Annotated in this window: 26 protein-coding genes and 2 pseudogenes; 21 read left to right on the forward strand and 7 right to left on the reverse strand. The window is 73.4% G+C overall.

Translation table 11 applies throughout. From position 1 onward, the window contains the following. Window positions 1-44 precede the first annotated feature (44 nt). Entirely contained in the window at window positions 45-308 is a 264-nt protein-coding gene (locus ACGRHY_RS15250) for a WHG domain-containing protein (RefSeq protein ID WP_394638062.1), read from the reverse strand. Here ACGRHY_RS15250 and ACGRHY_RS15255 point away from each other — a divergent pair. The 4 genes and pseudogenes from ACGRHY_RS15255 to ACGRHY_RS15270 form a co-directional block, all read left to right on the forward strand. Then, a pseudogene (locus ACGRHY_RS15255) lies at window positions 223-975 on the forward strand (serine hydrolase domain-containing protein); the annotation flags it as partial. The gene ACGRHY_RS15250 and the pseudogene ACGRHY_RS15255 overlap by 86 nt on opposite strands. A gap of 31 nt (window positions 976-1,006) precedes the next feature. Continuing rightward, on the forward strand, window positions 1,007-1,588 hold the full coding sequence (locus ACGRHY_RS15260) for a TetR/AcrR family transcriptional regulator (RefSeq protein ID WP_394635886.1): 582 nt from the start codon (window positions 1,007-1,009) through the stop codon (window positions 1,586-1,588). Next, entirely contained in the window at window positions 1,585-2,433 is an 849-nt protein-coding gene (locus tag ACGRHY_RS15265) for an oxidoreductase (RefSeq protein ID WP_394635887.1), read from the forward strand. Before ACGRHY_RS15260 ends, ACGRHY_RS15265 begins: the two co-directional genes overlap by 4 nt. Before the next feature lie 160 nt (window positions 2,434-2,593). Then, window positions 2,594-3,016 carry an Hsp20/alpha crystallin family protein gene (locus ACGRHY_RS15270; protein ID WP_394638063.1) on the forward strand — a complete coding sequence of 141 codons (423 nt, stop codon included), beginning with the start codon at window positions 2,594-2,596 and terminating at the stop codon, window positions 3,014-3,016. 19 nt (window positions 3,017-3,035) lie between these two features. On the opposite strand, the gene ACGRHY_RS15275 is transcribed toward ACGRHY_RS15270, so the two are convergent. Next, window positions 3,036-3,860, reverse strand: a complete 825-nt coding sequence (locus tag ACGRHY_RS15275; protein ID WP_394635888.1) for a class I SAM-dependent methyltransferase — start codon at window positions 3,858-3,860, stop codon at window positions 3,036-3,038. A gap of 177 nt (window positions 3,861-4,037) precedes the next feature. Here ACGRHY_RS15275 and mshA point away from each other — a divergent pair, with 177 nt between their 5' ends. From mshA to ACGRHY_RS15320, 9 genes are all read left to right on the forward strand, one after another. Then, on the forward strand, window positions 4,038-5,357 hold the full coding sequence (gene mshA, locus ACGRHY_RS15280) for a D-inositol-3-phosphate glycosyltransferase (protein WP_394635889.1): 1,320 nt from the start codon (window positions 4,038-4,040) through the stop codon (window positions 5,355-5,357). After that, window positions 5,350-5,871: a type III secretion system chaperone family protein gene (locus tag ACGRHY_RS15285; protein WP_394635890.1), complete on the forward strand. Its 522-nt coding sequence runs from the start codon at window positions 5,350-5,352 to the stop codon at window positions 5,869-5,871. The genes mshA and ACGRHY_RS15285 overlap by 8 nt, the downstream gene beginning before the upstream one ends. 218 nt (window positions 5,872-6,089) lie before the next feature. Next, the gene (locus tag ACGRHY_RS15290) at window positions 6,090-7,304 is read left to right on the forward strand and encodes a substrate-binding domain-containing protein (protein ID WP_394635891.1); all 1,215 of its coding nucleotides are present in this window, start codon (window positions 6,090-6,092) and stop codon (window positions 7,302-7,304) included. Window positions 7,305-7,309: 5 nt separating this feature from the next. Continuing rightward, the gene (locus ACGRHY_RS15295) at window positions 7,310-8,065 is read left to right on the forward strand and encodes an ABC transporter ATP-binding protein (RefSeq protein WP_394635892.1); all 756 of its coding nucleotides are present in this window, start codon (window positions 7,310-7,312) and stop codon (window positions 8,063-8,065) included. Continuing rightward, a complete protein-coding gene (locus ACGRHY_RS15300; RefSeq protein ID WP_394635893.1) occupies window positions 8,062-8,907 on the forward strand; it encodes an ABC transporter ATP-binding protein in 846 nt (281 codons plus the stop codon). The genes ACGRHY_RS15295 and ACGRHY_RS15300 overlap by 4 nt, the downstream gene beginning before the upstream one ends. Next, window positions 8,904-9,776: a branched-chain amino acid ABC transporter permease gene (locus ACGRHY_RS15305; RefSeq protein ID WP_394635894.1), complete on the forward strand. Its 873-nt coding sequence runs from the start codon at window positions 8,904-8,906 to the stop codon at window positions 9,774-9,776. The genes ACGRHY_RS15300 and ACGRHY_RS15305 overlap by 4 nt, the downstream gene beginning before the upstream one ends. Continuing rightward, window positions 9,773-10,924 (forward strand): branched-chain amino acid ABC transporter permease, encoded by a 1,152-nt coding sequence (locus ACGRHY_RS15310; RefSeq protein WP_394635895.1) that lies wholly within the window; start codon window positions 9,773-9,775, stop codon window positions 10,922-10,924. Before ACGRHY_RS15305 ends, ACGRHY_RS15310 begins: the two co-directional genes overlap by 4 nt. Continuing rightward, window positions 10,921-11,838, forward strand: coding sequence for an alpha/beta hydrolase (locus tag ACGRHY_RS15315; protein WP_394635896.1), 918 nt, complete (start codon window positions 10,921-10,923; stop codon window positions 11,836-11,838). Before ACGRHY_RS15310 ends, ACGRHY_RS15315 begins: the two co-directional genes overlap by 4 nt. 123 nt (window positions 11,839-11,961) lie before the next feature. Next, complete coding sequence (locus tag ACGRHY_RS15320; RefSeq protein WP_394635897.1) at window positions 11,962-12,720, forward strand: phosphoglyceromutase; 759 nt, start codon at window positions 11,962-11,964, stop codon at window positions 12,718-12,720. Window positions 12,721-12,871: 151 nt separating this feature from the next. On the opposite strand, the pseudogene ACGRHY_RS15325 reads toward ACGRHY_RS15320, so the two are convergent. Further along, a pseudogene (locus ACGRHY_RS15325) lies at window positions 12,872-13,284 on the reverse strand (DNA-binding protein). 769 nt (window positions 13,285-14,053) lie between these two features. Between ACGRHY_RS15325 and ACGRHY_RS15330 the strand changes: the two are divergent. Then, on the forward strand, window positions 14,054-15,310 hold the full coding sequence (locus ACGRHY_RS15330; RefSeq protein WP_394635898.1) for an ABC transporter substrate-binding protein: 1,257 nt from the start codon (window positions 14,054-14,056) through the stop codon (window positions 15,308-15,310). Between the two features lie 51 nt (window positions 15,311-15,361). On the opposite strand, the gene ACGRHY_RS15335 is transcribed toward ACGRHY_RS15330, so the two are convergent. The 3 genes from ACGRHY_RS15335 to phoU all read right to left on the reverse strand — a co-directional run bounded on the left by ACGRHY_RS15335 (window position 15,362) and on the right by phoU (window position 17,327). Continuing rightward, window positions 15,362-16,111: an OBAP family protein gene (locus tag ACGRHY_RS15335; RefSeq protein ID WP_394635899.1), complete on the reverse strand. Its 750-nt coding sequence runs from the start codon at window positions 16,109-16,111 to the stop codon at window positions 15,362-15,364. Between the two features lie 168 nt (window positions 16,112-16,279). Beyond that, complete coding sequence (locus ACGRHY_RS15340) at window positions 16,280-16,426, reverse strand: hypothetical protein (RefSeq protein WP_394635900.1); 147 nt, start codon at window positions 16,424-16,426, stop codon at window positions 16,280-16,282. Between the two features lie 190 nt (window positions 16,427-16,616). Continuing rightward, complete coding sequence (phoU, locus tag ACGRHY_RS15345; RefSeq protein ID WP_394635901.1) at window positions 16,617-17,327, reverse strand: phosphate signaling complex protein PhoU; 711 nt, start codon at window positions 17,325-17,327, stop codon at window positions 16,617-16,619. 226 nt (window positions 17,328-17,553) lie between these two features. On the opposite strand from phoU, the gene ACGRHY_RS15350 reads away from it, so the two are divergent. Both ACGRHY_RS15350 and phoP read left to right on the forward strand, forming a co-directional pair. Continuing rightward, window positions 17,554-19,050: a sensor histidine kinase gene (locus ACGRHY_RS15350; protein WP_394635902.1), complete on the forward strand. Its 1,497-nt coding sequence runs from the start codon at window positions 17,554-17,556 to the stop codon at window positions 19,048-19,050. Between the two features lie 5 nt (window positions 19,051-19,055). Beyond that, window positions 19,056-19,727, forward strand: a complete 672-nt coding sequence (gene phoP / locus ACGRHY_RS15355) for a two-component system response regulator PhoP (RefSeq protein ID WP_491630976.1) — start codon at window positions 19,056-19,058, stop codon at window positions 19,725-19,727. A 183-nt stretch (window positions 19,728-19,910) separates the two neighbouring features. On the opposite strand, the gene ACGRHY_RS15360 is transcribed toward phoP, so the two are convergent. Further along, window positions 19,911-20,603, reverse strand: a complete 693-nt coding sequence (locus ACGRHY_RS15360; protein ID WP_394635904.1) for a DUF461 domain-containing protein — start codon at window positions 20,601-20,603, stop codon at window positions 19,911-19,913. Window positions 20,604-21,201: 598 nt separating this feature from the next. Here ACGRHY_RS15360 and ACGRHY_RS15365 point away from each other — a divergent pair. The 5 genes from ACGRHY_RS15365 (at window position 21,202) to rlmB (ending at window position 25,969) form a co-directional block, all read left to right on the forward strand. Beyond that, window positions 21,202-21,684, forward strand: a complete 483-nt coding sequence (locus ACGRHY_RS15365; protein ID WP_093658831.1) for a CarD family transcriptional regulator — start codon at window positions 21,202-21,204, stop codon at window positions 21,682-21,684. Window positions 21,685-22,146: 462 nt separating this feature from the next. Continuing rightward, window positions 22,147-22,932, forward strand: a complete 786-nt coding sequence (ispD, locus tag ACGRHY_RS15370; RefSeq protein WP_394635905.1) for a 2-C-methyl-D-erythritol 4-phosphate cytidylyltransferase — start codon at window positions 22,147-22,149, stop codon at window positions 22,930-22,932. Further along, window positions 22,922-23,425, forward strand: a complete 504-nt coding sequence (gene ispF, locus ACGRHY_RS15375; protein WP_394635906.1) for a 2-C-methyl-D-erythritol 2,4-cyclodiphosphate synthase — start codon at window positions 22,922-22,924, stop codon at window positions 23,423-23,425. Before ispD ends, ispF begins: the two co-directional genes overlap by 11 nt. Window positions 23,426-23,498: 73 nt before the next feature. Next, a complete protein-coding gene (cysS, locus tag ACGRHY_RS15380) occupies window positions 23,499-24,911 on the forward strand; it encodes a cysteine--tRNA ligase (protein ID WP_394635907.1) in 1,413 nt (470 codons plus the stop codon). 104 nt (window positions 24,912-25,015) lie between these two features. After that, window positions 25,016-25,969, forward strand: coding sequence for a 23S rRNA (guanosine(2251)-2'-O)-methyltransferase RlmB (gene rlmB / locus ACGRHY_RS15385; RefSeq protein WP_394635908.1), 954 nt, complete (start codon window positions 25,016-25,018; stop codon window positions 25,967-25,969). The last annotated feature ends 52 nt before the right edge of the window (window positions 25,970-26,021 follow it).

Here is a 26,021-nt window from a genome sequence, read left to right on the forward strand (position 1 = left end):
GCCGGTGCGGCGGTCGCGTGCCCGCCGCGGGGCCCGGTCCGGGATCAGACGGACGTGAGGCCGCCGAGTACGGTCTCCACGGTGTTGTCGAAGACCGCGCCGGCGTCGGCGGTGGGGAACGGCCGCTGCCCGAGCGCCTCCAGCGCGACCTGCCCCTGCAGCACCGCCCAGGCGGCCACGGCGGCGTACAGGGCGCCGTCCTCGAAGTCCGCCGCCGACCGCGGGCTGATCGACCTGGACGCCACCCTGGGCGAGCTGGGCGTCGACGAGCCGACCACCCCGCTGACCGCCACGGAGAAGAGCGCCACCGTCTGGGACCTGCTCCGGGCCCGCTCCGGCGTCTACCTGCCCTCGATCGGCGAGTCGGGCGGGATGAAGGAGCGCCGTCCGGCCCGCGGCAGCCACCGCTCCGGCACGTTCTTCTACTACAACAACTGGGACTTCAACGCCCTGGGCGTGATCTTCGAGCGGCGCACCGGCCTCACCCTCGGCGAGGCCTTCACCGAGTGGATCGCCGAGCCCACCGGCATGCGCGACTTCGGTCCCGGCAATGTCGTCTACCAGGCCTCGGACGACACGGAGCTGCGCATGTACCGCTTCTGCATGAGCGCCGGGGACCTGGCCCGTTTCGCCATCCTCTACGCCGACGGCGGTCGCTGGCAGGGTCGGCAGGTCATTCCGCGGGAGTGGGTGGAGCGGACGCTGGAGCGGCACTCCCGCGTCGGCTACAGCGACGTCTACGACGGATACGGCCTGCTGTGGTGGACCGACTCCGAGCACCGCCTGGTCTGGGCCGACGGCTCCGGCGGCCAGCTCGTCGCCGTGGACCCCGCCCGCCGCGCCGCGGTCGTCTCCCTCAACGACACGGGCCGGTCGCCGCTCGGCGTGTGGTGGTACGGCCTCACCGGCGAGGAGGCCGATCGCACGGCCGTGCTCACCGCCGTCGACGTACTCCGGGGCGCGGACTCGGCTTGACGTTCAGACATTCTGTGCAAAGAATGTCTGCATGTCGGATGACGAGCGGATCGAACGGATCCTGGACGCCGCGTACGCGTGCTTCACGCGTCACGGGGTGAGGCGCACGACCATGGAGGACATCGCGCGGGAGGCGGGCATGTCGCGCCCCGTCCTCTACCAGCACGTACGCAACAAGGAGGACGCGTTCCGGCGACTGGTCGCGCGCCTGCTCGACACCTCCCTGGCCGGGGCGTGCGCCGCCGCCGGGGCCCCGGGCGGGCTCACGGTCCGGCTGACCGGCGTCCTGGAGGCCAAGCTCGGGATGCTCGCGAAGGTGTGGGCCGACAGCCCCGCACACGCGGTCGAGCTGCTGAGTGTCGACGCCCGCCTGTCGGCGGAGCCGATCGCCGCCTACGACGCCGCCATGCGCGATCTGCTCGCCTCCGTCGTCGCCGCCGAGCACCCGGACGCGGACGCCGCCGAGTTCGCCGGACTCCTCCTGGCCTTCACCCGCGGCCTGGAGGCCGACCTGTCCGACCCCGGCGCCCCGGCCCGGCGGCTGCGCCGGGGCGTGGAGCTGTTCACCGCGGGCCTCGACCGTTCCCGCACCGCCCCGAAGGAGCACTCATGACCACCGCCGTGCTGATCACCGGAGCGTCCTCGGGCATAGGCAGGGCCGCGGCCCTGCGCCTGGCCCGCCGTCCGGAGCTGACCGTCTACGCCACCGCCCGCCGCACCGGGTCCGTCGCCGACCTCACCGGCGCGGGGGCCCGCGTCCTGGCCCTGGACGTGACCGACGAGGAGTCCATGGCCGCGGCCGTCACGGCGGTGGAGGCCGAGCACGGCTCGGTCGGGATCCTGGTCAACAACGCCGGATACGGCGAGTACGGCACCGTCGAGGAGGCGGACCTGGACAGGGTGCGCCGGCAGTTCGAGACCAATGTCTTCGGGCTGGCGCGGATGACGCAGCTGGCACTGCCCGGCATGCGCGCCGCCGGGCGCGGCCGCATCGTCAACATCGGCTCCATGGGCGGCAGGCTGGTCTTCCCCGCCGGCGGCTACTACCACGCCAGCAAGTACGCGGTGGAGGCGCTCACCGACGCGCTGCGCTTCGAGGCCGCGCCGTTCGGGGTCGGGGTCAGCCTGGTCGAGCCCGGCCTGATCCGCACCGGTTTCAGCGACACCGCGGCCCGCTCCCTGGCGGGGTCGGGGGCCGCCGCCGGGCCCTACGCGGCGCTGAACGCCGTCACCGACCGCCGGATGGCCGCGTCCTACGGTTCGAAGCTGCTGTCCGCCCCGCCCGAGGCCGTCGCCGGGGTCGTCGAGCGCGCCGCCACCGCCGCCCGGCCGCGCACCCGCTACGTGGTCACCCCCGCCGCCAGGGCCCTGGTGCACACCCGGCGCCTGCTGGGCGGCCGGGTGTTCGACGCCTACCTGCGCACGCAGTTCCGCACCCCCCGGGCGGCGGCCGGATAGCGGAGAGGGTGTCCCGCCTTCCGGTCAGGGCTCCGAAGCGTGCCTGTGACCTGCTGCTTCCATCATACTTGAGTGCATGCTTGTCAATTTTCCTTCCTGGAGTTATACAAGAGTCAGAGGGCATCACAGGACGCAGTGCCAGGGAAGGAGATGACCCGTGATGCTGATGCGTACCGACCCGTTCCGCGAGCTCGACCGCCTCACAGAGCAGCTGCTGGGCACCACGGCCCGTCCGGTCGGAATGCCGATGGACGCCTACCGCTCCGGTGACGACGTGGTGGTCCACTTCGACCTCCCCGGCGTCGACCCGGAGAGCATCGACCTCGACGTCGAGCGCAACATCCTGACCGTCCACGCCGAGCGCCGGTGGCTCGGGCCGGACGACGCCGAGCGGATCGCCGCCGAGCGGCCCACAGGCAAGTTCAGCCGGCAGATCTTCCTCGGCGACACCCTCGACACCGACCGGATCGACGCCTCGTACGACGCCGGCGTCCTGACGCTGCGCGTCCCGGTGGCCGAGCAGGCCAAGCCGCGCAGGATCCAGGTCAGCGGAGGTCCGGGCAAGAGGGAGCTGACGAGCTGACCCCGAGGGCTCCGCGCCCTCATGTCCCCCTCCCGCCGCCGCCCGGCGCCAGGGCCTCCCACCGCACGGTGACCTCGCCCTGGCGCCAGCGGCGCGGCCCGTCCACGACCGGCCAGCGGGCGGCGACCTCCCTCACCGAGCGCGTCCAGCGCTGCCGCGCGCCCAGCGCGGCGTACGGGGAGGCCGCCGCCCAGGCCCGGTCCATGTCGAGCAGGAAGGCGTGCACCGGCTCACCGGGCACATTGCGGTGGATGAGCGCCTTGGGCAGCCGTTCGGCCAGGTCGGAGGGGGTGCCCAGGGAGCCGAGCCGGGTCGCGAACGTCACCGTGCGCGGCCCCTCCGGGCCGATCGCCACCCACACGTGGCGCCGCCCGATCTCGTCGCACGTCCCCTCCACCAGCAGCCCGCCGGGTGCCAGGCGGGCACGCAGCCGGTCCCAGACGGGGACGACATCCCGCTCGTCGTACTGCCGCAGCACGTTCGCGGCCCGGATCAGCACGGGCCGCCGCCCGCCCGGCAGCGGCACCTCGAAACCGCCGTGGGCGAAGACCAGGCCGGGGCGCTCGTAGGGGCGGGCGGCCTCGACCCGCGCCGGATCGATCTCGATCCCGGTGACGCTCACGGACCCGCACGCCGTCCGCAGCCGCTCCAGCAGCTCGACGGCCGTCCAGGGCGCGGCGCCGTATCCCAGGTCCACGGCGACGGGGCCGTACGGACCGGCGGCGCGGCGCAGCGCGGGCCCGTGGACGGCGGCGATCCAGCGGTCCATGCGCCGCAGCCGGTTCGGATTCGTCGTTCCCCGCGTGACGGCCCCCACGGGCCGCTCCGCCCCACGCCTGCCCATACCGGCAACCCTACGGTCCCGCCGCGTACCGCCCGGCGCGGACCAGGCGCCCGCCGCGCCCGCACGTCACGGTTTGGCAAAGCGGGCGGGGGCGGGAAGGGAACGGCCTCCGCCGGCGTTGGCACCCCGAGAGAGCGGACCGTCGCTCGGCGTACCATCCCGGAGGAGGCAGCGCAGGTGAGCCCGCATCCCACCAGGCTCGGTCGGCGCCTGCACCGGTTCACGCGACGGCCCCGCCGCGTGGCCATGTTCAGCGTCCACACATCGCCGTTGCACCAGCCCGGCACCGGCGACGCCGGCGGCATGAACGTCTACATCGTGGAACTGGCCAGGCAGCTCGCCGCCCAGGGCACCGAGGTGGAGATCTTCACCCGTGCCACCACCGGCGCGCTCCCGCCCGCCGTCGAGCTCGCCCCCGGCGTACTGGTGCGGCATGTGGACGCCGGCCCCTACGAGGGGCTCGCCAAGGAGGAGCTGCCCGCCCAGCTGTGCGCCTTCACCCACGGCGTGATGCGCGCCTGGGCCCGCCACCGGCCCGGCCACTACGACCTGGTCCACTCCCACTACTGGCTCTCCGGCCACGTCGGCTGGCTCGCCGCCGAACGCTGGGGCGTACCCCTGGTGCACGCCATGCACACCATGGCCAAGGTCAAGAACGCCGCCCTCGCCGAGGGCGACACCCCCGAGCCCGCCGCCCGCGTCATCGGCGAGACGCAGATCGTACGGGCGGCCGACCGGCTCATCGCCAACACCGCCGAGGAGGCGGGCGAGCTCGTCCACCACTACGACGCCGACCCCGCCCGCACGGCCGTCGTACACCCCGGCGTCAACCTCGACCGCTTCCGCCCCGCCGACGGCCGCGCCGCCGCCCGCGCCCGCCTGGGCCTGCCGCAGGACGCCTTCATACCCCTGTTCGCCGGGCGGATACAGCCGCTCAAGGCCCCCGACGTCCTGCTGCGCGCCACCCGCCTGCTGCTGGACGAGGACCCCTTCCTGCGCGAACGCCTCGTCGTCCCCGTCGTCGGCGGACCCAGCGGCAGCGGGCTGGCCAAGCCCGAGCAGCTCCAGAAGCTCGCCGCCCGCCTCGGCATCACCGACGTGGTGCGCTTCCACCCGCCGGTCGGCCAGGACCTCCTCGCCGACTGGTACCGCGCGGCGAGCGTGCTGGTGATGCCCTCCCACAGCGAGTCCTTCGGCCTGGTCGCCGCCGAGGCCCAGGCATGCGGCACACCCGTCGTCGCCGCGTCCGTCGGCGGGCTGCCGGTGGCGGTGCGCGACGGGGCCAGCGGCTTCCTCGTCGACGGCCACGAGCCGGCCGGCTACGCGCGGGCGCTGCGTCGGCTGATCGACGACCGGGAGCTGGCGGCCCGCATGGGCGAGGCCGCCGCCCGCCACGCGAGCGGCTTCGGCTGGGACACCGCCGCCGCCACCACCGCCGAGGTGTACGCCGAGGCGATGGCCGGACGCCGCCGTCACCTACGATCGGCACATGGGTGACAAGCGCGACAACAGCGGCGGCGACGCGGCCGCGAAGGCCAGGGCCGCGATCGAGCAGACGCTGCGTGAGGCCGAGCTGAAGTGGGAGAGCCCGTCCGACGGCAACTACGTCGTCACGCTGCCGGGCACCCGCAAGCTCTCCACGACCTGCTCCCTGATCGTCGGCAGGCACTCCCTGTCCGTCAACGCCTTCGTCGTCCGCCGCCCGGACGAGAACCACGCCGAGGTCCACCGCTGGCTGCTGGAGCGCAACATCCGCCTTTACGGGCTGGGTTACGCCATCGACAGCCTCGGCGACGTCTATCTGGCGGGGAAGCTGCCGCTGCCGGCCGTCACCCCCGAGGAGGTGGACCGGCTGCTCGGCGTGGTCGTGGAGAACGCCGACGGGGCGTTCAACACCCTCCTGGAGATGGGCTTCGCCACCTCCATCCGCAAGGAGTACGCCTGGCGGACCTCCCGCGGGGAGTCCACGCGCAACCTGGAGGCGTTCGCGCACCTGCTGCGCGGCGGGTGAGCGGACGGACCGGCGGGCGGGACCGCACCGCAGGACCGCACCGCGGAACCGGGACACCCCGGCACCCATGTGGCGACGACCCATGCGCCGGGGTCTTCCTGTGTACGGCACGGACATTGCCGGTGTGCACGGGTGGGGCGGACGCTGCCAGGCATCAGCACCGCGAGCCGGCCACCCACCGGTGGCCCGTACACGATCCGCCGAGGAGCCCTCCCGCCATGCGCAGACCCGCCATCACCTCTCTCGCCGCGGCAGCCGTGGCAGCCGCACTCGCCACCTCCTGCTCCAGCCCCGGAGCCACCGCCTCCGGCGACGGTGGAGCCAAGGAGGTCGAGGTCGCCCTGATCACCTCCACCAGCGGCCCGCTGGCCTCCTACGGCGAGCAGTACCTCCGGGGCTTCGAGGCGGGGCTCGACCACGCCACCGACGGCACCGGGAAGATCGAAGGCGTCGAGATCAAGGTCACCAGGTACGACGACGGCGGCGACCCCGCCAAGGGCGTCTCGCTGGCCAAGAAGAGCGCCGGTCAGGGCGTGCGGATCATCGCCGGCACGGCCGCCTCCGGCGTCGCCACCCAGATCGCGCCGGTCGCCGCCCAGAACAAGGTCCTCTACATATCCGGCCCCGCCGCCACCGACGCCCTCACCGGCGTCAACAAGTACACCTTCCGCTCCGGGCGCCAGACCTTCCAGGACGTGGCCACCGCCCAGCAGATCCTCATGAGGCAGGAGGACGGCAAGGACGGTGAGGACGGCAAGGGGAAGAAGGTCGTCGTCCTCGCCCAGGACAACGCCTTCGGCCAGGCCAACGTCGCCGCCGTGGAGAGCGTGCTCGGCACCGACGGCACCACCGTGGACTCCGTCCTCGCCCCGCCCAGCGCCACCGACCTCACCCCGACCGCCACCAAGGTCAAGGCCGCCGGGCCCGACATGGTCTTCGTCGCCTGGGCCGGCGACACCGCCCAGTCGATGTGGACCACCCTCGACCAGCAGGGCGTGCTCGACGCCGCCACCGTCGTCACCGGGCTCGACGGCCGCGCCAGCTACCCCGTCTTCGGCAAGGCCCGCGACAAGGTCACCCTGCTGGCCCACTACGTGCCCGGCGCCATCGACAACCCCGAGACCGAGGCCGTCGAGGAGTACTTCGGGAAGAAGGGCTGGAAGACCGACCTGTTCACGCCCGACGGCTTCAACGCCGCCCAGATGGTCGCCCAGGCCGTCCGCGAGGCCGGCGCCGACGGCGACACCGACGCCATGGTCAAGGCCCTGGAGGGCTACACCTTCCCGGGCATCAAGGGCGAGAACACCGTCCGCGCGACCGACCACGCCCTCGTCCAGCCCATGTTCCAGGCGGAGTTCGACGGCGACGCGCCGAAGGTGGTCTTCACCGTCGACGCGCAGGGAATCGCCCCCACCGAGAAGAAGATCGGCTGACGACAGTGGCACCTGTCCTCGAACTGAGCGGACTGAGCTGGTCCGTCGGTGCGGCGACCATCGTCGACGGGATCGGGATGGCCGTGGAGGAAGGCGAGTTCGTCGCCGTCATCGGCCCCAACGGCGCCGGCAAGACCTCCCTGTTCAACCTCGTCTCCGGCATCACCCGCCCCACCGCGGGCACCGTCCGCCTGGACGGCGCCGACATCACCGGCCTGCCGCCCCACCGCCGCGCCCGCCGCGGGCTGGGCCGCACCTTCCAGTCCTCCTCCGTCTTCCCGACCATGACCGTCGCCGAGCACGTCGCCCTGGCCGCCCGCGCGGCCGGCGCGAGGCGGGTCGCGGAGGACGGGGAGGGCGTGCGGGCCGTACTGGAGCGCGTACGGCTCGCCCGGCGAGCCGACGACCTCGCCGGGGGCCTGTCCCACGGCGACAAGCGCAAGCTGGAACTCGCCGTGCTGCTCGCCCCCACCCTCGCGCACGGGGGCTCCTCCCCGGGCGGGCCCCGTCTGATGCTCCTGGACGAGCCCATGGCGGGCGTCGCCGCCGAGGAGGTCGGCGAGCTGACCGATGTCATCCGCACCCTCCACCGCACCGAGGGCCGCACCGTGCTGATGGTCGAGCACCACATGGACATCCTGCTCGGCCTCGCCGACCGGGTGGCCGTGATGCACCACGGCACCCTGCTGGCCACCGGCACACCCGACGCGGTGATGGCCGATCCGACCGTCCAGGAGGCGTACGTGGGGGAGGAACTGTGAGCACGAACCCCGGGCCGGACCCCGCACCGCCCCCCATCCTGTCCGTGCGCGACCTGCGGGTGCGCATCGGCCAGTCCAGCATCCTCCAGGGCGTCGGCTTCGACGTCGCCCCCACCGGCACCACCGCCCTGCTGGGCCGCAACGGCGTCGGCAAGACCACCACCGTCCGCGCCGTACTGGGCCTGCTGCCCGAGGAGGGCGAGGTCACCGGCGGCACCGTCCACCTGGACGGCACCGACGTCACCGGCCACCGCACCCACACCGTGGTACGGCGCGGCGTCGGCTACGTGCCCGAGGACCGCGGGGTGTTCGGCTCCCTCACCGTCGCCGAGAACCTCACCCTGGCCGAACGCGCCGGCGGCCCCCACCACTACGACCTGGTCCACGACCTCTTCCCCGAGCTGAAGGCCCGGCGCGGGCAGCGCGCCGGAACCCTCTCCGGCGGCCAGCAGCAGATGGTCGCCCTCGCCCGCGCCCTGCTCAACGACAACCGCCTGGTCATCGTCGACGAGCCGACCAAGGGACTCGCGCCCCGCGTCGTCACCGAGGTCGCCGAGGTGCTCCAGCGCGCCGCCGAACGCGTCCCCGTGCTGCTCGTCGAACAGAACCTGGCCGTCGTACGCCGCCTGGCGCGTGACGCCGTGGTGCTGGACGCGGGCCGCACCGTCCACACCGGCGACGCGGCCGGACTCCTCGCCGACCGCGAGCGCACCACGAGCCTGCTCGGCGTCGGCCGCCACGAGCGGCCGGAGCGCCCCGGGCGGTCCGGACGTCCCGAGGGGCCCGAGGGGCCCGAGGGGCAGGGACAGCGCGAGCACGCGACCAAGGAGGCCACCCCATGAGCACGCTGGTCCTGCTCACCCTCACCGGACTGGGCCTGGGCGCCCTGTACTTCCTCATCGCCTCCGGCCTCGCCCTGATCTTCGGCCTGATGGACGTCCTCAACTTCGCCCACGGCGCCTTCCTCACCGTCTCGGCGTACGCGGCCTGGCGCACCGCCGAGACCGTCGGCGGCACGGGCGGGCTGGCGCTGGCCGCGCTGGTCGGCACCGCCACCGGCGCGCTGCTGGCGGTCGTCGTCGAACTCGTCCTCATCCGCCGCCTCTACGGGCGCCCCCGCGAGCAGATCCTGGTCACCGTCGGCCTCTCGCTGGCCATCCCCGCGCTCGTCCAGGCCGTCTGGGGCGCGGACTCCCGCCCCTTCCCCGTCCCCGACGCGCTGTCGGGCACCGTCGGGGTGCTGGGAGCGCAGGTGCCGGTCAGCCGCTTCGTGCTGATCGCCGTGGCCCTCCTGGTACTGGCGGCCGTCAGCCTCTTCCTCTCCCGCACCCGCTACGGACTGATCGTGCGGGCGGGCGTGGAGGACCGGGCGATGGTCACCGCCCTGGGCATCGACGTCACCCGCGCCTTCACCCTCGTCTTCGCCATCGGCGGCGCCCTCGCCGGGCTGGCGGGCGTCCTCGGCGGGCTCTACTTCGGCTCGCTCTCCCCCCACCAGGGCACCTCGCTGCTGGTGTTCGCCTTCGTCGTGGTGGTCATCGGCGGCATGGGCTCCATCCCCGGCGTGGCGCTCTCCGCGCTCGCCGTCGGCCTGGTGCAGCAGTACGCCAACTACTACGTCGACGGCTACGGCGACTTCGCCGTCGTCGTACTGCTCGCGGCCGTCGTCCTCGCCCGCCCCGCTCCCCGACTCGCAGGAGGAGTCGCATGACAGCCTCCCCGGCCTCCCAGGCCGCCGCACCGCCCTCCTCCGGCGAGCGGTCCGCGCCCACCGCCGGCCCCACCGGCCCCGCCGGACCCGACGCCCGGCCCGCCCGCCGGTGGCGGGGGCTGCTCGCACCGGCCGCCGTGCTGGCCGTCCTGGCCCTGCTGCCGTACTCCGCCCTGGAGATCCCGGTACTGCTCGACGGACCGGTCAACTCGCCCGGATCGCTCCAACTACTGGCGCTGTGCCTGGTGTTCGGCGGACTCGCCCTCGGCTACGACCTGATGTTCGGCCGCACCGGCCTGCTCTCCTTCGGCCACGCCCTCTACGTCGCCGGCGGCGCGTACGGCACCCAGCTCGCCATGACCGAACTGGGCCTGGGACTCTTCCCCGCCATCGGGCTGGCCCTGGCCGGCGGCACGGCAGCCGCCGTGCTCCTGGGCGCCGTCTCGCTGCGCGGGCTGGCCCTGGGCGGCATCGGCTTCGCCATGGTCACCCTCGCCTTCGCCCAGGCCGGCTCGATCTGGGCGCAGCGCAACCCGGGCGGCCTCACCGGAGGCGAGGAGGGCCTGCCGCTGCACACCGGCGGAGTGCCCGCCGCGCTGGTCGGCGTACAGAACACCGCCAACGTCTACTGGCTGGCCCTGGCCTACCTCGCCCTGACGGCCGCCGTGGTGTGGACGGCCGTGTCCCGGCCGGTCGGCAGGGTCTGGCAGGGCATCCGCGACAACGAGCAGCGGGTCTCCGTCCTCGGCTACGACCCGTTCCGCCACAAGCTCGGCGTCTTCGTCCTGGCCTCCGCACTCGGCGTGCTGGGCGGCGCGCTGCACCTGCTGGTCACGGCGGGCGTCACCCCGCGCTCCAGCACCCCGGAGTTCACCCTCACCCTGCTGGTGATGGTCGTCCTGGGCGGCAGCGGCACCCGCTGGGGCCCGCTGATCGGCGGCGTGCTGTTCACCTTCCTCGACCAGCGGCTGGCGGTGCTGGCCGGCTCGGACCTGGTGCACGGGCTGCCGGGTATCCTGCGCGCGCCGCTGTCGGAGCCGATGGTCGTCCTCGGCACGCTGTTCGTGATCGCGGTGTACGCGGCACCGGGCGGCATCGCGTCGATACGGCGCTCGCTGACCTGGCGGAGGGGAGAGGGAACCCGATGACGACGACCGGACGGACCGGACGCACGGTGGAGGAGACGACCGTCCCGGTGCGCGGGGGAGAGCTGGCCGTCTCACGGTGGCCCGGCGCCGGGGAGCCGGTGATCGCCCTGCACGGCATCACCGCCAACGGCCGCTCCTTCGCCGCCCTGGCCGCAGCCCTGGGCGAGGACGCCCCGCTGCACGCCCCCGACCTGCGCGGCCGGGCACGCAGCGCCGCGCTCCCGGGGCCGTACGGGCTCGCCGCCCACACCGAGGACGTCATCGCCCTCCTGGACCACCTGGGCCGGGAACGCGCGGTGCTGGTCGGCCACTCCATGGGCGCCTTCGTCGCCGCGCTGACGGCGGCCCGCCACCCGGACCGGATCGCGGGCGTGGTGCTGGTGGACGGCGGCGTGGGCTTCCCCGCCCCCGAGGGGACGGACATCGACGGGCTGCTGGAGGCCGTGATCGGCCCGGCGATGCGGCGGCTGTCGATGACCTTCCCCGACCGGGAGGCGTACCGTGCGTTCTTCCGCGAGCACCCGGCCCTTGGCCCGCACTGGAACGACGACGTCCAGACCTACATCGACCGCGATCTGGTGGGGCGGGAGCCGGAGCTGCGCAGTAGCTGCGCACTGGAGGCGGTACGGGCCGACGGGGCGGACGTCCTGGCCGGCCCGGAGACCCTCGCGGCGGTGCGGACCGCCGCCTCGGCCGGAGTGCCCGTGACCCTGCTGTGGGCCGAGCGCGGCATGCTGGACGAGCCGCAGGGGCTGTACGACGAGGACCGCCTCGCCGCGGCCGGTCTCGGCCCCGGAGCCGAATCCGGTGTGACCGTGCGGTGCGTGCCCGGCGCCAACCACTACTCCATCCTGCTCGCCCCCGACGCCACGGCGGCCATCCGCACGGCGCTGGACGCCGTACGGACCGCCTGAACCGGCCCCGCCCGCCCCGCCCCGCCCGCCCGGCCGACCGGGCGGGGCGGGGGATACCGGCGGGTAGTCTCGCCAGTCGGCCGCCCCGGCCCCGCCCACCGGACGTCGATTAGGCTCGGGCCCATGGCCGACGCACCGTACAAGCTGATCCTCCTCCGCCACGGCGAGAGCGAGTGGAACGCGAAGAACCTGTTCACCGGCTGGGTGGACGTCAACCTGACCGAGAAGGGCGAGAAGGAGGCGGCCCGCGGCGGTGAGCTGCTCAGGGACGCCGGCCTGCTTCCCGACGTCGTGCACACCTCCGTCCAGAAGCGCGCCATCCGCACCGCGCAGCTCGCCCTGGAGGCCGCCGACCGCCTCTGGATCCCCGTCCGCCGCTCCTGGCGCCTCAACGAGCGCCACTACGGCGCGCTCCAGGGCAAGAACAAGGCGCAGATCCGCGACGAGTTCGGCGAAGAGCAGTTCATGCAGTGGCGCCGTTCCTACGACACCCCGCCGCCGGTCCTGGAGGACGGCGCCGAGTGGTCGCAGAGCGACGACCCGCGTTACGCGATGATCCCCAGCGAGCTGCGTCCGCGCACCGAGTGCCTCAAGGACGTGGTGATCCGGATGATGCCGTACTGGTACGACTCGATCGTCCCGGACCTGCTCACCGGCCGCACCGTCCTGATCGCCGCGCACGGCAACAGCCTCCGCGCGCTGGTCAAGCACCTCGACAACGTCTCCGACGCCGACATCGCGGGCCTGAACATCCCCACCGGCATCCCGCTGACCTACGACCTGGACGCCGACTTCCACCCGGTCAAGGCGGGCGGCACCTACCTCGACCCGGACGCGGCCAAGGCCGCCATCGAGGCAGTGAAGAACCAGGGCAAGAAGTAGCAACCGGCGCGTACGGAAGGCCCCGGCCGGCGGTTTCCCGCCGACCGGGGCCCGAACGGTTCAGGACCGCCGGTGGGCGGCCAGGGCCGAGTGCCTGCTTCTGCGGGTCCCACGGGCGGTGGTTCGGCGTGCCGCCGGAGCCGTGGCCGGCTCAGACCTCCTCCGCCCGTACCCTCGGGTGCCCGTCGAGGAGCGTCTCGATGTCGGACGCGCCGGAGGCCAGGAGCGTCACCCGGCCGGGGTGCCGCAGAGCGGTCGCGCACAGCATGGCGTCGATCGCGTACTCGTGACCGTGCGGGCCCGCGTCCTGGAGCGGGACCGCGGCGGACCGTGCGAGTGCCCGGGGCACCGGTTCCACGCGCAGGCGCGACAGCGTCCGCTTCAGCGCGGGGCCGTTGGCCCCGGGGCGGATCACCTCCACCGGTACCGCCCCACCGGTACCGCCGCCGAGGTGAGAACCGGAAGGTCCGCGTCGCGGGCCGCCGCCAGCCACTCGTGCGCCTCCCGGTCCCGCGGTACGGCCTTCGCCGGCCCTCCGCCGTCCAGCACCAGGGCGGCGCTCACGCGGCGGCACCGGCCCCGGACGGGCCGCCTTCTCCAGGCGGTCGGTCCGGCGCGCCCGCCGACCCGCTCACGGATGGCGCGCGGCGCCCCGGCGGCCAGGGTGATGGAGACGCCGCTGCCGGGGCCGTCGCCGGGGAGGAAGTCGTTGTCGCCGGCCGTAACGGCGTCCGTGGGGGTGCGGGCGCGGACCGTGCGGGCGGGGCATCGTTCCCGCAGGCGGCCCCGGCCTCACGGCTCGTGACACGGGTGAACCTACGGGGCGGGCTCCCTGCGCCGGCATTGTCCGGATCAGGTTGTGGAGGTCGCCTTCCGGTGTCGCCACCTTCCGGCCTCTCAGCCCGACCGTCGACGTCGGCCCCGGCGGAAGCCGAAGCTTTCCGCCCGAGTCGGCTACTCCGGTCGAACTCCCTCGCTCGTCCCGTAGGTCCAATTCCAGAGTAACTCTCCGGCTGTGAAGCGGAAGGGATGGAAAGCGCTTTTTCGCACCTTTTGTCAGCCTGTCGGAGTCGAGGCCGTGGCGTGGTCCGGACGGGGGCGGAGCCGGGAAATCGGACTCGTTTGCGTATCGGTCCGCTCGACGGGGTGGTCGCGGTGCGGACTGAGCGTTACTTTTCAGCCACCCTGCGGTGGCTTTCAGGGGGATGCCGCGCTCCGGCTTCCGAATCGGTTCCCGGCGTGGTTCCCAGTGAACGCCGACGCGGGAGCAGTACCGGTTAAGTGAGGGGTGGCACAAATGCGAAGAAGACGGTTCCTGGGCTTGGCTTCGGGGGTGGCCGGATCTGTCGCATTGACGGCGACCGGGTGCGGCAGCGGAGGCGGAGCGTCCCGCACCGGTGACGTCACCCTGACGATGGTCGCCTCGGACCACGGGGACCTGGAGGGGAACGACCCCGCCCAGGACTACTGGGACGGGGTGGTCGCCTCGTTCGAGAAGCAGAACCCCGGCATCAAGGTGGAGGTGTCCGTCCACGCCCCGGGCAGGGCCGAGCAGAAGGTCGCGGAGATGGCCGGGAACGGCCAGGCCCCGGACCTCGCGCAGATCGACTCCTTCGCCGGCCACGCGGCGGCCGGACGGCTCTACCGGGCCGACGACGTGCTGTCCATCCCCGTTCAGGCCGACTTCGTCTCCGCGCTCAGCACGGCGGGCGAACTGCGCCGTGTGCGGTACGCGATGCCGTTCACCGCCGACCTCCAGCTCCTCTTCTACAACCGTGCCCTCTTCGCCGAGGCCGGTCTGGACCCCGAGAAGCCGCCGCGGACCTGGGAGGAGCTGCGGCAGGCCGCCGTCGCGCTCAAGGCGGCCGGCGTGGACGTGCCCTGCGGACTGCCGCTCGGCAGCGAGGAGGCGCCCACCGAGGCCGTGACCTGGATGCTGGGCAACGGCGGCGGCTACACCGGCGACGGCGGCATGTACGCCATCAACGCCCCGGCCAACGTCGAGGCCATGGGGTGGCTCCGAGACGAACTCGTGGACCGGGGCCTGACCACGCCCAACCCCGCCGTCACCAACCGCCAGGGGCTGTTCAACCTGTTCACGGACGGGCACGTCGGAATGCTCAACGGGGACCTGTCGCTGACGCGGCAGACCGACCGGAAGAAGACCGACTACGGGATGGCCCCGCTGCCCGGCCGCGACGGGCTGTCGGACACCACCGCCGGGTCCGCGGGCTGGATGCTCGCCTTCCGGCGGGAGGGCAACCGGGAGGCGGTCGCCGCGTTCCTCGGCCACGTCTACGACGTGGAGAACCAGTTCGCGTTCGCCGACCGCTACCACACGCTGCCGGTCACGGTGTCCGCCTCGGACCGGATGCGCGGCGACAAGCGGCACAAGCGGATGTGGCCGTTCCTGGACCAGCTCGGAGCCGCGGAGTTCTTCCCGTCCAACAAGGTGTCCTGGGCGAAGGTCGGCCGGGAGATCGGTCTCTACGTCGGCCAGTCGGTACTGGCCGACGGCGACCCGGCCGCCGTGCTCGGCACCCTCCAGCGCAAGGCGGAGAAGGAGGAGGAGGCGGCCAGGGAACTGTGACGGGCCGCTCCGCACGGCGGGCGGCGGGATCCGGGTGACGGGGCGACCGGGTCAGGGCGCGGCCGTTTCGCCGTCGGACGCCGCGCGGACGTCCCTGACTCCGGGGACGGGCGTGGTGCCGGAGAAATCGTCCTTCATCGTGTCGACCCCCCACTGCGGACGGGCCAGGTCGAGGTAGGACTGGCGGTCGGCCCGGTTGGCCTCGGTGTCCAGGCCCATGGCCCGGTCGCGGTCGCGCTTGAGGTCCTCGTCGCACTCGCCCTCGCGGCTGAAGGACCACATGAGCCCGGGGCCGCCGTAGGGGAGGTCCATGCCGGGTCCGTGGCCGCGGCCGCCGGTGTGCCAGGTGTGCCAGGTCTTGCCGCAGGAATTGACCAGATGCTTCATGAGCGCCGTCTCGGCGGACCGGGGGAGCCCGGGGGCGGCGAGCTGCCCGGAGAACACCTCGAAGTTGTGCGGGTGCCAGTACGCCCTCTCCTCCTCGGGGAGGGTCTCGAACAGCCGCTCGGAGACGATGTACTCGATGCCGATCAGGTTCGCGTCCCTTGTGTTGCCGTCGAACAGGACACACTGCAGCAGATCGTCGTTGACCACGCGGCAGTAGTGGTGGGCCTCCATCTGGAAGTCCGGCTCGCCCTTGGCGCAGTGGAAACCGACGACGTAGACGTCGAAGTCCTTCAGCGGTGTCGCGGACTGGAGCAGGTTCGAACCCTGCTCCAGGACGGCGAGCCAGGCGCCCTTGCCCTGCCCGGCCGGGGCGGTGCCGGTCATGCGGTCCTTGATCCTCGGGTTGGGGGCCATCTCCGGTGCCTCCGCCGTGTCGGCGTCGGGGTCAAAGGAGCCCCGGGGCCCGCTCCCCTCACCCGCCGGTGCGGTCCGAGGGCTCCGTACGGCGACGGAGGTACGCGGGGGAGTCCGGCCGGGCCCCGTTCCGGTGCGGGTGTGCGCACCGGCAGCCGTCCCGACTGGTCAGCAGTTCCCGCCGCACTGGCAGGAGCCGCCGGACTGGCAGCCGCACGAGCACCCGGAGCCGCAGCCGCAGGCCCCCAGCACGGGCAGCGAGGGCCTCTCGTCGGGGTGCTCGGCCGTGGTGGGTGGAGTCGGGAAGTCCGCCATGAATGCCTCCTCCGCGTCTCGCCGGCTGTCACCGGCTCGTCTCGCCACCCATTGACGGCCCGCACCGCCGAGCGCGTCAACGGCGTGTGGAGGCATGTACCGCGCGCTCACGGGCCGGGGGCGCACCGGCCCGAGCGGCGGGCGCTCCGCGCCCCTCGCGCGCCCCGAGCCCGCGCCCTGCCGCCCGCGGTCACGCGTCCCCGGCCGGAGCCTCCTCCGCTCCCGGCGCGGCGGCCGCGGCGGCGGCCGGGTCGACCTCGTCCGCGTAGTCACCGGTGACCAGGTAGACGACGCGGCGCGCGACCGAGACCGCGTGGTCGGCGAAGCGCTCGTAGTAGCGGCCCAGCAGGGTGACGTCCACGGCCGTCTCGATGCCGTGCTTCCAGCGGTCGTCCATCAGGTGCTGGAAGAGGGTGCGGTGGAGGAGGTCGATGGCGTCGTCGTCCTGCTCCAGCTGGAGTGCCAGGTCGACGTCCTTGGTGATCAGGATCTCGCCCGTCTTCGCCATCAGGCGCTGCGCGAGCTGGCCCATCTCCAGGATGGTCGCGTGCAGGTCGCGCGGGACCGCCGATTCGGGGTAGCGCAGCCGGGCGACCTTGGCGACGTGCTGGGCCAGGTCGCCGGAGCGCTCCAGGTCGGCGCTCATCCGCAGCGAGGTGACGACGATCCGCAGGTCGGTGGCGACCGGCTGCTGCCGGGCCAGCAGGTTTATGGCCTTGGTCTCCAGGTCCCGCTGGAGGGCGTCCACCTTCTCGTCCGCCGCGATCACGCTCTCGGCGAGATTGAGGTCCGCGTCCAGCATCGCCGTGGTGGCGCGGCCGATCGCGGAGCCGACGAGCCGGGCCATCTCGACCAGGCTGTCGCCGATCGAGTCCAGCTCCTCGTGGTACGCGTCCCGCATGACTTTCCTTCCCTCGCATGACGTGACCGTGGGGCCGCGGGCCTTCCGCGAAGAGCGCGCGGGCCCCGGTTCTCCCCCTACGCTCCCACGTTCTGTCCGAAACACGTCCGGTTCCGCCCGACCAAGTGAACCGGCGCCGACACCGGCGTGAACTCTCGGAGACGTCTGTTCGAGCAGGTGCCCGAACGGCTGGGGCGGCCTTCCGGAGCCCGCATAACCTGGACACATGGACGTGAACGCGGCGGTTGCCGCAGCGGCAGCGATCGCCGGGGTGTGCACCGGCGTGTTCGCGATGCTCGCGTTCCGCTGGAGCGAGCGCGAGCAGGCCCGTCCCACGCGCGGCTCGCTGCACACCGAGGCCGTGCTGCCGCCCGGAGTGGACACCGTGCTGTCCGTGCTGCGCTCCTCCGCGGTGGTGCTCGACGAGGCCGACGCCGTCGTCAAGGCCAGCTCGGCCGCGTACGCCCTCGGGCTGGTGCGCGGCGGGAGGCTCACGGTGGAGCCGATGCTCAAGATGGCCCGCGACACCCGCCGCGACGGTGAGATCCGCCAGGTCGAACTGGACCTGCCGCGCCGGGGCACGGGCCGCGGCGAGGCTCTGGCGGTCTCCGCGCGAGTGGCGCCCCTGGGCTCCCGGCTGGTGCTACTGCTGGTGGAGGACCTGACAGAGGCCCGCCGCATCGAGGCGGTGCGGCGCGACTTCGTGGCGAACGTCAGCCACGAGCTGAAGACCCCGGTCGGCGCGCTGTCGCTGCTGTCGGAGGCCGTGATGGACGCCTCCGACGACCCGGAGGCGGTGGAGCGCTTCGCCGGGCGCATGCAGACCGAGGCGACCCGTCTGACCAGCCTCGTCCAGGAACTGATCGACCTCTCCCGGGTGCAGAACGACAATCCGCTGGAGGACTCCGAACCGGTCCGGGTGGACGAGCTGGTGGCCGAGGCCATCGACCGCTGCCGCCAGGCGGCGGGCGTCAAGCAGATCACCATGGCCACCGGCGGTACCGCCGACCTGCACGTGTGGGGAAACCGCGGCCAGCTCGCGGCGGCCCTGGGCAACCTGGTGGAGAACGCCGTGAACTACTCCCCGGCCCGCACCCGGGTGGGCATCGCCGGACGCCGGGTCGCCGCTCCGGGCGGGGACATGATCGAGATCGCGGTGACCGACCAGGGCATCGGCATCTCGGACAAGGACAAGGACCGGATCTTCGAGCGGTTCTACCGCGTCGACCCGGCCCGCTCCCGGGCCACCGGCGGCACCGGCCTGGGCCTGGCCATCGTCAAGCACGTGGCCGCCTCGCACGGCGGGGAGGTCACGATGTGGAGCGCGGAGGGCCAGGGCTCCACCTTCACCCTGCGCCTGCCGGAGGCGGCCAGCGCGCGCGAGCGCGCCGAAACCCGGAGGCTGGAGAGGGAGCGGGCCGCGGGCGCGCTGCGCGAGCCGGCGGACTTCGGCGACGACGAGGACGCCGGGGACGGTGCCGGGGACGACGGCGACGTGCGCGGAGCCGGCCCGGATCCGGACGGCCCCGACGGCCTGATCGCAGCCGGCCCAACCGGTCCAACCGGCGCACCCGACGGCTCCGGCGCCCCCGCGTACGGCGGCCCGTACGGGGCCTCCCACCGGACCCCCACCACACCCCGCGGCCTTCCCCGCGGGACCCACCGAGCCCCCCACGATCCCACCGATCACCACCCTGATCCCGCCCCGGAGGTCCTCCCGTGACCCGAGTGCTCGTCGTCGAGGACGAGGAATCGTTCAGCGACGCACTGTCGTACATGCTGCGCAAGGAAGGCTTCGAGGTGGCCATCGCGGCCACCGGCCCGGACGGGCTGGAGGAGTTCGAGCGCAACGGCGCCGATCTGGTGCTGCTCGACCTGATGCTGCCGGGGCTGCCCGGCACCGAGGTGTGCCGCCAGCTCCGCGGCCGCTCGAACGTGCCGGTCATCATGGTGACCGCCAAGGACAGCGAGATCGACAAGGTCGTCGGCCTGGAGATAGGGGCCGACGACTACGTGACCAAGCCCTTCTCCTCCCGCGAGCTGGTGGCCCGTATCCGGGCCGTGCTGCGGCGGCGCGGCGAGCCGGAGGAGGCCACCCCGCAGGCGCTGGAGGCCGGGCCCGTGCGGATGGACGTGGACCGGCACGTGGTGACGGTCTCCGGCGCCAAGGTCGATCTGCCGCTGAAGGAGTTCGACCTGCTGGAGATGCTGCTGCGCAACGCCGGGCGCGTGCTGACCCGTATGCAGCTCATCGACCGGGTCTGGGGCGCGGACTACGTCGGCGACACCAAGACGCTGGACGTGCACGTCAAGCGTCTGCGCGCCAAGATCGAGCCGGACCCGAGCGCGCCCCGCTATCTGGTGACGGTGCGGGGGCTGGGCTACAAGTTCGAGCCGTGACGGGCCCTGGCCGGCCCATGACCGGGCCGTGCCGGACGCCGCCGCGCCGGATCCCGGGCGCGGCGGCGTCCGGCACGGTACGACGCGGGTGGGGGCCGCTCCCCGATCAGGAGCGGCCCCCAACCGCGTGCGTGCCCCCGGCCGGCGTTCGCGCACCGGCCGGGGACGGGGGCCGGACGGGGTTCACTGCCCCCCGGTGTCCTCGGTGCCGCCGTCCTCCTGGGAGCTCCCGATCTCGCCCTGGGTGCCGTCGTCACCGCTGTCGTTGGCGCCCGGGTCCTGGGGGTCCGAGTCGTCTTCCTCGGCAGGACCCTCGGTCTCGGTGGGCGAGGAGTCCGGGGCGGGCAGGGTGGACTCCGCCGGTGCCGGGGCGCCGCTGGGGCCGAAGTCCTTCCAGGTGCCCTCGGCCGGGACGACGGTGGCGCGGAGCTCCACCCGGCCGGTCGAGCTGAGCTCGAAGACCAGCGGCTGGGCGTTGCCCGCCTCGATGCCGGCCTGCCCGGGGTCGTCGATGATCGCGGACGCGTTGCCCTCGCCGCCGAGCGCCAGGGAACCGCCCGCGGGGACGGTCAGCTCCTGCTCGCCCTCGGCCGGGCTCAGGTCCACGCGCTGCCCGTCCACCATGACGGACTCCAGCGTCTGGTCCTCGGTGCCGCCGTTGAAGATGCGCGCCGAGACGGAGGCGGGGCCGGAACCCTCCCCGGAGGTGACGACGTTGACGTTCTGGACCTTGATCTCGTCGACCTGGGCCGAGGCGTTGTCGGGGTTGATGTTCAGGCTCTGCGCGTTCGGCCCGGCCCCGCAGGCGGTCAGGGGCGCGATCGAGAGCGCGAGAGAGCTGGCGGCGAGGGCGCCGCGTCGAAGGCTGCTGCTCACGGCGGCGGCAACTCCTAGCGGGATGGATGGGTCTGTCGGCGGGCTCAGAGTACCGACCCCGTGAAACGGCCCCGCACCCGACCCGCCCCACAGGCCTCCGAGTGCCGCACCCCGGCGTGCGCGTGAGGAAGCCCGGGCGGGGCGCGAGGAGGCGTGCGGGGATTCCGCGCGAGGCCGGGGAGGCGGGCGGAGGCCGGCGGGGCGCCTTCCGCGGAATATCGACTGCACGTCCGTGCGAACGATTACGAGCATTCCGCGGAAGTACCGGTGAAGGAGGCGGGGAAGTTCGCCGGAAAACATCCCCCGGGGCCGTTCGCCCGTGCGCTGATCAATTCGCCTCCGGCCGTTCGACCGGATCAACGATACCGACAAAACGGACGTACAGGTGTTTCGGTCAAGCTCCGGGAGGCGCTTCCGTGTGCGATTCCCGCCCGTTCAGACCCCCTCCGACCTGCGGATTCCTGCCCCCCAGGGGTCTGTGCAGCACGATCCGGGCGCTGTTGTCAAGCCCCGAGATATGCCCTGACCTGCGAAAACGCCATTCAGGAGAGGGCGTTCCCGTGTTACCCTGGATAGCCACGGAAGGGGTACCTGTCACATGACGTTCAAGGTTGGCGACACCGTGGTCTATCCCCATCACGGGGCCGCGCTGATCGAGGCTATCGAAACTCGCCAGATCAAAGGCGTGGACAAGACCTACTTGGTTCTGAAGGTCGCCCAGGGCGACCTGGAGGTGCGCGTCCCGGCGGAAAACGCGGAGCTCGTCGGCGTGCGTGACGTGGTCGGCCAGGACGGCCTCGACCGGGTCTTCGAGGTGCTCCGCGCGCCCTACGCCGAGGAGCCGACCAACTGGTCCCGCCGGTACAAGGCGAATCTGGAGAAGCTCGCCTCCGGCGATGTCATCAAGGTCGCCGAGGTCGTGCGCGACCTGTGGCGCCGGGAGCGCGAGCGCGGACTCTCCGCCGGTGAGAAGCGGATGCTCGCCAAGGCGCGCCAGATCCTGGTGAGCGAGCTGGCTCTCGCGGAGAACACAAACGAGGACAAGGCCGAGACGCTGCTGGACGAAGTCCTGGCGTCCTGACCCGTCCCTGACCGGACGGCGCCGGCCCGAGCGAGCCGGCGGCCCCTGCGGCGGACGCCCGCCGCCCGCCGCCATCCGTCGGCGGGACACGACAGCGACGCACGGCGCGGCACCGGCCGATGACCCGGCCGGTGGACGTGAGGGCGCGGAGACTGCCGCGGTGCCCGGGCGACGGTGCGAGCCGTCGCCGGGCACTGCGGCACGCCCATGCCGGAGTGCTGTTCGCATGTCGGGGGGCGCACACGGGGATCCGTCCGGTGCGCCGGTGCTGCCGGGATGCGGTTGTACCGGGTCGTACGGGCCGCCCGTGATGCTCGATGCCTGGCTGCCCGGTGCCGGGAGTGCCGGGCCCGGGCTGCTGCTCGACCGGTCGTCACGGAAGGGTCCGGTCGGGCCTTCGCACCCGGCACGCTCAGTGCCATACCCACCTCTGCCGAGGAAACAAACCTGAACGGGCGGCCAATGCCAGACGAAACCAGCCACGCAGAAGCGACCGGCGGTGCGTCGTCCTCCCGCACCGCGGCGGTCATCCCGGCCGCGGGCCGCGGCGTACGGCTCGGACGCGGCGCCCCCAAGGCGCTGCGCCCGATCGGCGGCACCCCGATGCTCGTCCACGCCGTCCGCGCGGTCGCCCGCGCCCGTACGGTCTCGCTCGTGGTCGTCGTGGCGCCGCCCGACGGTGCCGCGGCCGTCCGCACGCTCCTGGACGAGCACCCCCTGCCCCAGTCCGCCGGCGACACCGACGTGATCGTCATCACCGGCGGCGGCACCCGGCAGGAGTCGGTCGCCCGCGGGCTGGGGGCGCTGCCCGGCGACGTCGACACCGTCCTCGTCCACGACGCCGCCCGCCCGCTGGTCCTGGTGGAGACGGTGGAGGCCGTGGTCGCCGCCGTACGGGCCGGAGCGCCCGCCGTCGTCCCCGCGCTGCCCGTCGCCGACACCGTCAAGCAGATCGAGCCCGGCACGCCCGCCGGGGAGCCCGAGCCGGTCGCGGCAACCCCCGAGCGGTCCCTGCTGCGCGCCGTGCAGACACCCCAGGGCTTCGACCGGAACACCCTCGCCAAGGCGCACGCGGACGCCCCGCGCGAGGGCGAGGGCGCCACCGACGACGCCGGGCTGGTCGAGCGGCTGGGCGTGCCCGTGGTGCTGGTGCCCGGCCACGAGGAGGCATTCAAGGTCACCCGCCCCCTGGACCTCGTGCTCGCCGAGGCCGTACTCGCCCGCAGGAGGGTCACCGATGGCTTCTGAGACCGTGCTTCCCCCCGCCCTGCCGCTGGTCGGCGTCGGCACGGATGTGCACGCCTTCGAGGAGGGCCGCGAACTGTGGTGCGCCGGCCTGCTGTGGGAGGGGGAGACGCACGGCCTGGCCGGGCACTCCGACGGCGACGTCGCCGCGCACGCCGCCTGCGACGCCCTCTTCTCGGCGGCCGGACTCGGCGACCTGGGCGCCCACTTCGGCACCGGCCGCCCAGAATGGTCCGGCGCCGCGGGCACCGTGCTGCTCGCCGAGGCCGCCCGGATCGTCCGGGCCGGGGGTTTCGAGATCGGCAATGTGGCGATCCAGGTGATCGGAGTGCGGCCCAAGATCGGCAAACGCCGCGCGGAGGCGCAGAAGGCGCTCTCGGAGGCGGCCGGCGCGCCCGTGTCCGTCTCCGGCACCACCACCGACGGCCTGGGCCTGACCGGCCGCGCCGAGGGACTGGCGGCCGTCGCCACGGCGCTGGTCGTGCGCCGCACCTGACCCGGGTCCGCTCCGCGACCGGTCCGTGCCCGCTCCGCACCGCCCCCCTTGCGTTTCCGACTACCCTTGACCCGTGACTCTTCGCCTGTACGACACCAGCGCCCGGCAGATCCGTGACTTCACCCCGCTCGCACCGGGCCGCGTCTCGATCTACCTGTGCGGCGCGACCGTGCAGGCCGCCCCGCACATCGGTCACATCCGGTCGGGGCTGAACTTCGACATCATGCGCCGCTGGTTCACCCACCGCGGCTACGACGTGACGTTCATCCGCAATGTCACGGACATCGACGACAAGATCATCACCAAGTCCGCGGAGCAGGGCCGCCCCTGGTGGGCGATCGGCTACGCCAACGAGCGCGCCTTCGACTACGCCTACACCGCGCTGGGCTGCCTGCCGCCCACCTACGAACCGCGCGCCACCGGCCACATCCCCGAGATGGTCGAGATGATGCGCGAGCTCATCGACCGCGGCCACGCCTACGCCGCCGACGGCAACGTCTACTTCGACGTGCGCTCCTTCCCCGGTTACCTCTCCCTGTCCAACCAGGAACTGGACGACCTGCGCCAGCCCTCCGGCGAGGGCGAGACCGGCAAGCGCGACCCCCGCGACTTCGCGATGTGGAAGGCCGCCCGGCCCGGCGAGCCGAGCTGGGAGACGCCCTGGGGCCACGGACGCCCCGGCTGGCACCTGGAGTGCTCGGCGATGGCCCACAAGTATCTGGGCCGCGCCTTCGACATCCACGGCGGCGGCGTCGACCTCGTCTTCCCGCACCACGAGAACGAGATCGCCCAGTCGAAGGCGTACGGCGACGACTTCGCCGCCCACTGGCTGCACAACGCCTGGGTGACGATGAGCGGTGAGAAGATGAGCAAGTCGCTGGGCAACTCGGTGCTGGTCTCGGAGATGGTCCGGCAGTGGCGGCCCATCGTGCTCCGCTACTACCTGGGCACCCCGCACTACCGCTCGATGATCGAGTACAGCGAGGACGCCCTGCACGAGGCCGAGGCCGCCTTCGGCCGGATCGAGGGCTTCGTCCAGCGGGCCGTGGAGCGGGCCGGGTCCGTGGAGCCGGCCGCCGAGGTGCCCGACGGGTTCGCGGCGGCCATGGACGACGACTTCGGTGTCCCGCAGGCGCTCGCCGTCGTCCACACCACCGTCCGGCAGGGCAACGCGGCCCTGGCGGAGGACGACAAGGACGCGGTGGCCGGTGCGCTGGCCGACGTACGGGCGATGCTGGGCGTGCTCGGCCTCGACCCGCTCGACGCGCACTGGGCGGGCGGCGACTCCGCCGGGCGCGGCGAGGAACTGGCCTCGGTCGTGGACGCCCTGGTCGGGCTGGTCCTGGAGCAGCGTCAGGCGGCGCGCGTCCGCAAGGACTACGCGACCGCCGACGCCATCCGCGACCAGCTCCAGCGCTCCGGCCTGGTCATCGAGGACACCCCGTCCGGGCCGCGCTGGGAACTGGGCTCGCGCGACGCCCGCTGAGCCCGCACGCCTCCGCGTGCTGGAGCGCGACCTCGAACCACCCCCGTCCACCCGTCCGTTCCACCGATGTTCCACCGAGCAGCAAGAAGAGATGAGTGATCCCGATGGCCGGGAACAGCCAGCGCCCCAACCGCCGCACGTCCAACAAGAAGGGCGCGCAGGTCGGCAGTGGCGGCAAGCGGCGCCGCGGTCTTGAGGGCAAGGGCCCCACGCCGCCCGCCGAGATGCGCAAGGGCCACATCAAGAACCGCGTCGCAGGCGCCAAGGCCCGCCAGTCCGCCCGCCGCCCCGCGGCCCGGCGCGGCGGCAAGGGCACCTCCGAACTGGTCGTCGGCCGCAACCCGGTGGTCGAGGCGCTGCGCGAGGGCGTGCCCGCGAGCACGCTGTACGTGCAGCAGTTCATCGACAACGACGAGCGCGTGCGCGAGGCCCTCAAGCTCGCCGCCGACCGCGGTGGCGTCCACCTGATGGAGGCCCCGCGCCCCGAGCTGGACCGGATGACGAACGGCCTCAACCACCAGGGCCTGGTCCTCCAGATCCCGCCCTACGAGTACGCCCACCCCGAGGACCTGTCCGCGGCCGCGTACGACGACGGCGAGGACCCGCTGATCGTCGCGCTCGACGGCGTCACCGACCCGCGCAACCTGGGCGCGGTGGTCCGCTCCGTCGCCGCCTTCGGCGGCCACGGCGTGGTCGTCCCCGAGCGGCGCGCGGCCGGCATGACCGCGGGCGCCTGGAAGACGTCGGCCGGCACCGCCGCCCGCACCCCGGTCGCGCGGGCCACCAACCTCACCCGCGCCCTGGAGGCGTACCGGAAGGAGGGCCTGTTCGTGGTCGGCCTGGCCGCCGACGGCGAGGCCGAGATCCAGGACGTGGCCGCGCTGGACGGCCCGCTGGTGATCGTGGTCGGCAGCGAGGGCAAGGGCCTGTCCCGGCTGGTCGGCGAGACCTGCGACATGCGGGTGCGCATCCCGATGCCGGGCGGCGCCGAGTCCCTCAACGCCGGTGTCGCCGCGGGCGTCGCCCTCTACGAGGCCGCCCGCCGCCGGCGCGCGTGACCCCGCGTCGGCCAGGACCTTGACGGGCCCCCGACAGATCGGGTCCGTCAAG

The sequence above is a fragment of the Streptomyces shinuiensis genome, assembly GCF_043660855.1.
Classification (GTDB): domain Bacteria; phylum Actinomycetota; class Actinomycetes; order Streptomycetales; family Streptomycetaceae; genus Streptomyces.

Excerpts from the sequence above, each read along its gene's own strand:
- ACGRHY_RS15260 (WP_394635886.1), top strand. The coding sequence starts at position 1,007 with ATGTCGGATGACGAGCGGATCGAACGGATCCTGGACGCCGCGTACGCG.
- ACGRHY_RS15265 (WP_394635887.1), top strand. The coding sequence starts at position 1,585 with ATGACCACCGCCGTGCTGATCACCGGAGCGTCCTCGGGCATAGGCAGG.
- ACGRHY_RS15270 (WP_394638063.1), top strand. The coding sequence starts at position 2,594 with ATGCTGATGCGTACCGACCCGTTCCGCGAGCTCGACCGCCTCACAGAG.
- ACGRHY_RS15275 (WP_394635888.1), bottom strand. The coding sequence starts at position 3,860 with ATGGGCAGGCGTGGGGCGGAGCGGCCCGTGGGGGCCGTCACGCGGGGA.
- ACGRHY_RS15285 (WP_394635890.1), top strand. The coding sequence starts at position 5,350 with ATGGGTGACAAGCGCGACAACAGCGGCGGCGACGCGGCCGCGAAGGCC.
- ACGRHY_RS15290 (WP_394635891.1), top strand. The coding sequence starts at position 6,090 with ATGCGCAGACCCGCCATCACCTCTCTCGCCGCGGCAGCCGTGGCAGCC.
- ACGRHY_RS15305 (WP_394635894.1), top strand. The coding sequence starts at position 8,904 with ATGAGCACGCTGGTCCTGCTCACCCTCACCGGACTGGGCCTGGGCGCC.
- ACGRHY_RS15310 (WP_394635895.1), top strand. The coding sequence starts at position 9,773 with ATGACAGCCTCCCCGGCCTCCCAGGCCGCCGCACCGCCCTCCTCCGGC.
- ACGRHY_RS15315 (WP_394635896.1), top strand. The coding sequence starts at position 10,921 with ATGACGACGACCGGACGGACCGGACGCACGGTGGAGGAGACGACCGTC.
- ACGRHY_RS15320 (WP_394635897.1), top strand. The coding sequence starts at position 11,962 with ATGGCCGACGCACCGTACAAGCTGATCCTCCTCCGCCACGGCGAGAGC.
- ACGRHY_RS15335 (WP_394635899.1), bottom strand. The coding sequence starts at position 16,111 with ATGGCCCCCAACCCGAGGATCAAGGACCGCATGACCGGCACCGCCCCG.
- ACGRHY_RS15340 (WP_394635900.1), bottom strand. The coding sequence starts at position 16,426 with ATGGCGGACTTCCCGACTCCACCCACCACGGCCGAGCACCCCGACGAG.
- phoU (WP_394635901.1), bottom strand. The coding sequence starts at position 17,327 with ATGCGGGACGCGTACCACGAGGAGCTGGACTCGATCGGCGACAGCCTG.
- ACGRHY_RS15350 (WP_394635902.1), top strand. The coding sequence starts at position 17,554 with ATGGACGTGAACGCGGCGGTTGCCGCAGCGGCAGCGATCGCCGGGGTG.
- ACGRHY_RS15365 (WP_093658831.1), top strand. The coding sequence starts at position 21,202 with ATGACGTTCAAGGTTGGCGACACCGTGGTCTATCCCCATCACGGGGCC.
- ispD (WP_394635905.1), top strand. The coding sequence starts at position 22,147 with ATGCCAGACGAAACCAGCCACGCAGAAGCGACCGGCGGTGCGTCGTCC.
- ispF (WP_394635906.1), top strand. The coding sequence starts at position 22,922 with ATGGCTTCTGAGACCGTGCTTCCCCCCGCCCTGCCGCTGGTCGGCGTC.
- rlmB (WP_394635908.1), top strand. The coding sequence starts at position 25,016 with ATGGCCGGGAACAGCCAGCGCCCCAACCGCCGCACGTCCAACAAGAAG.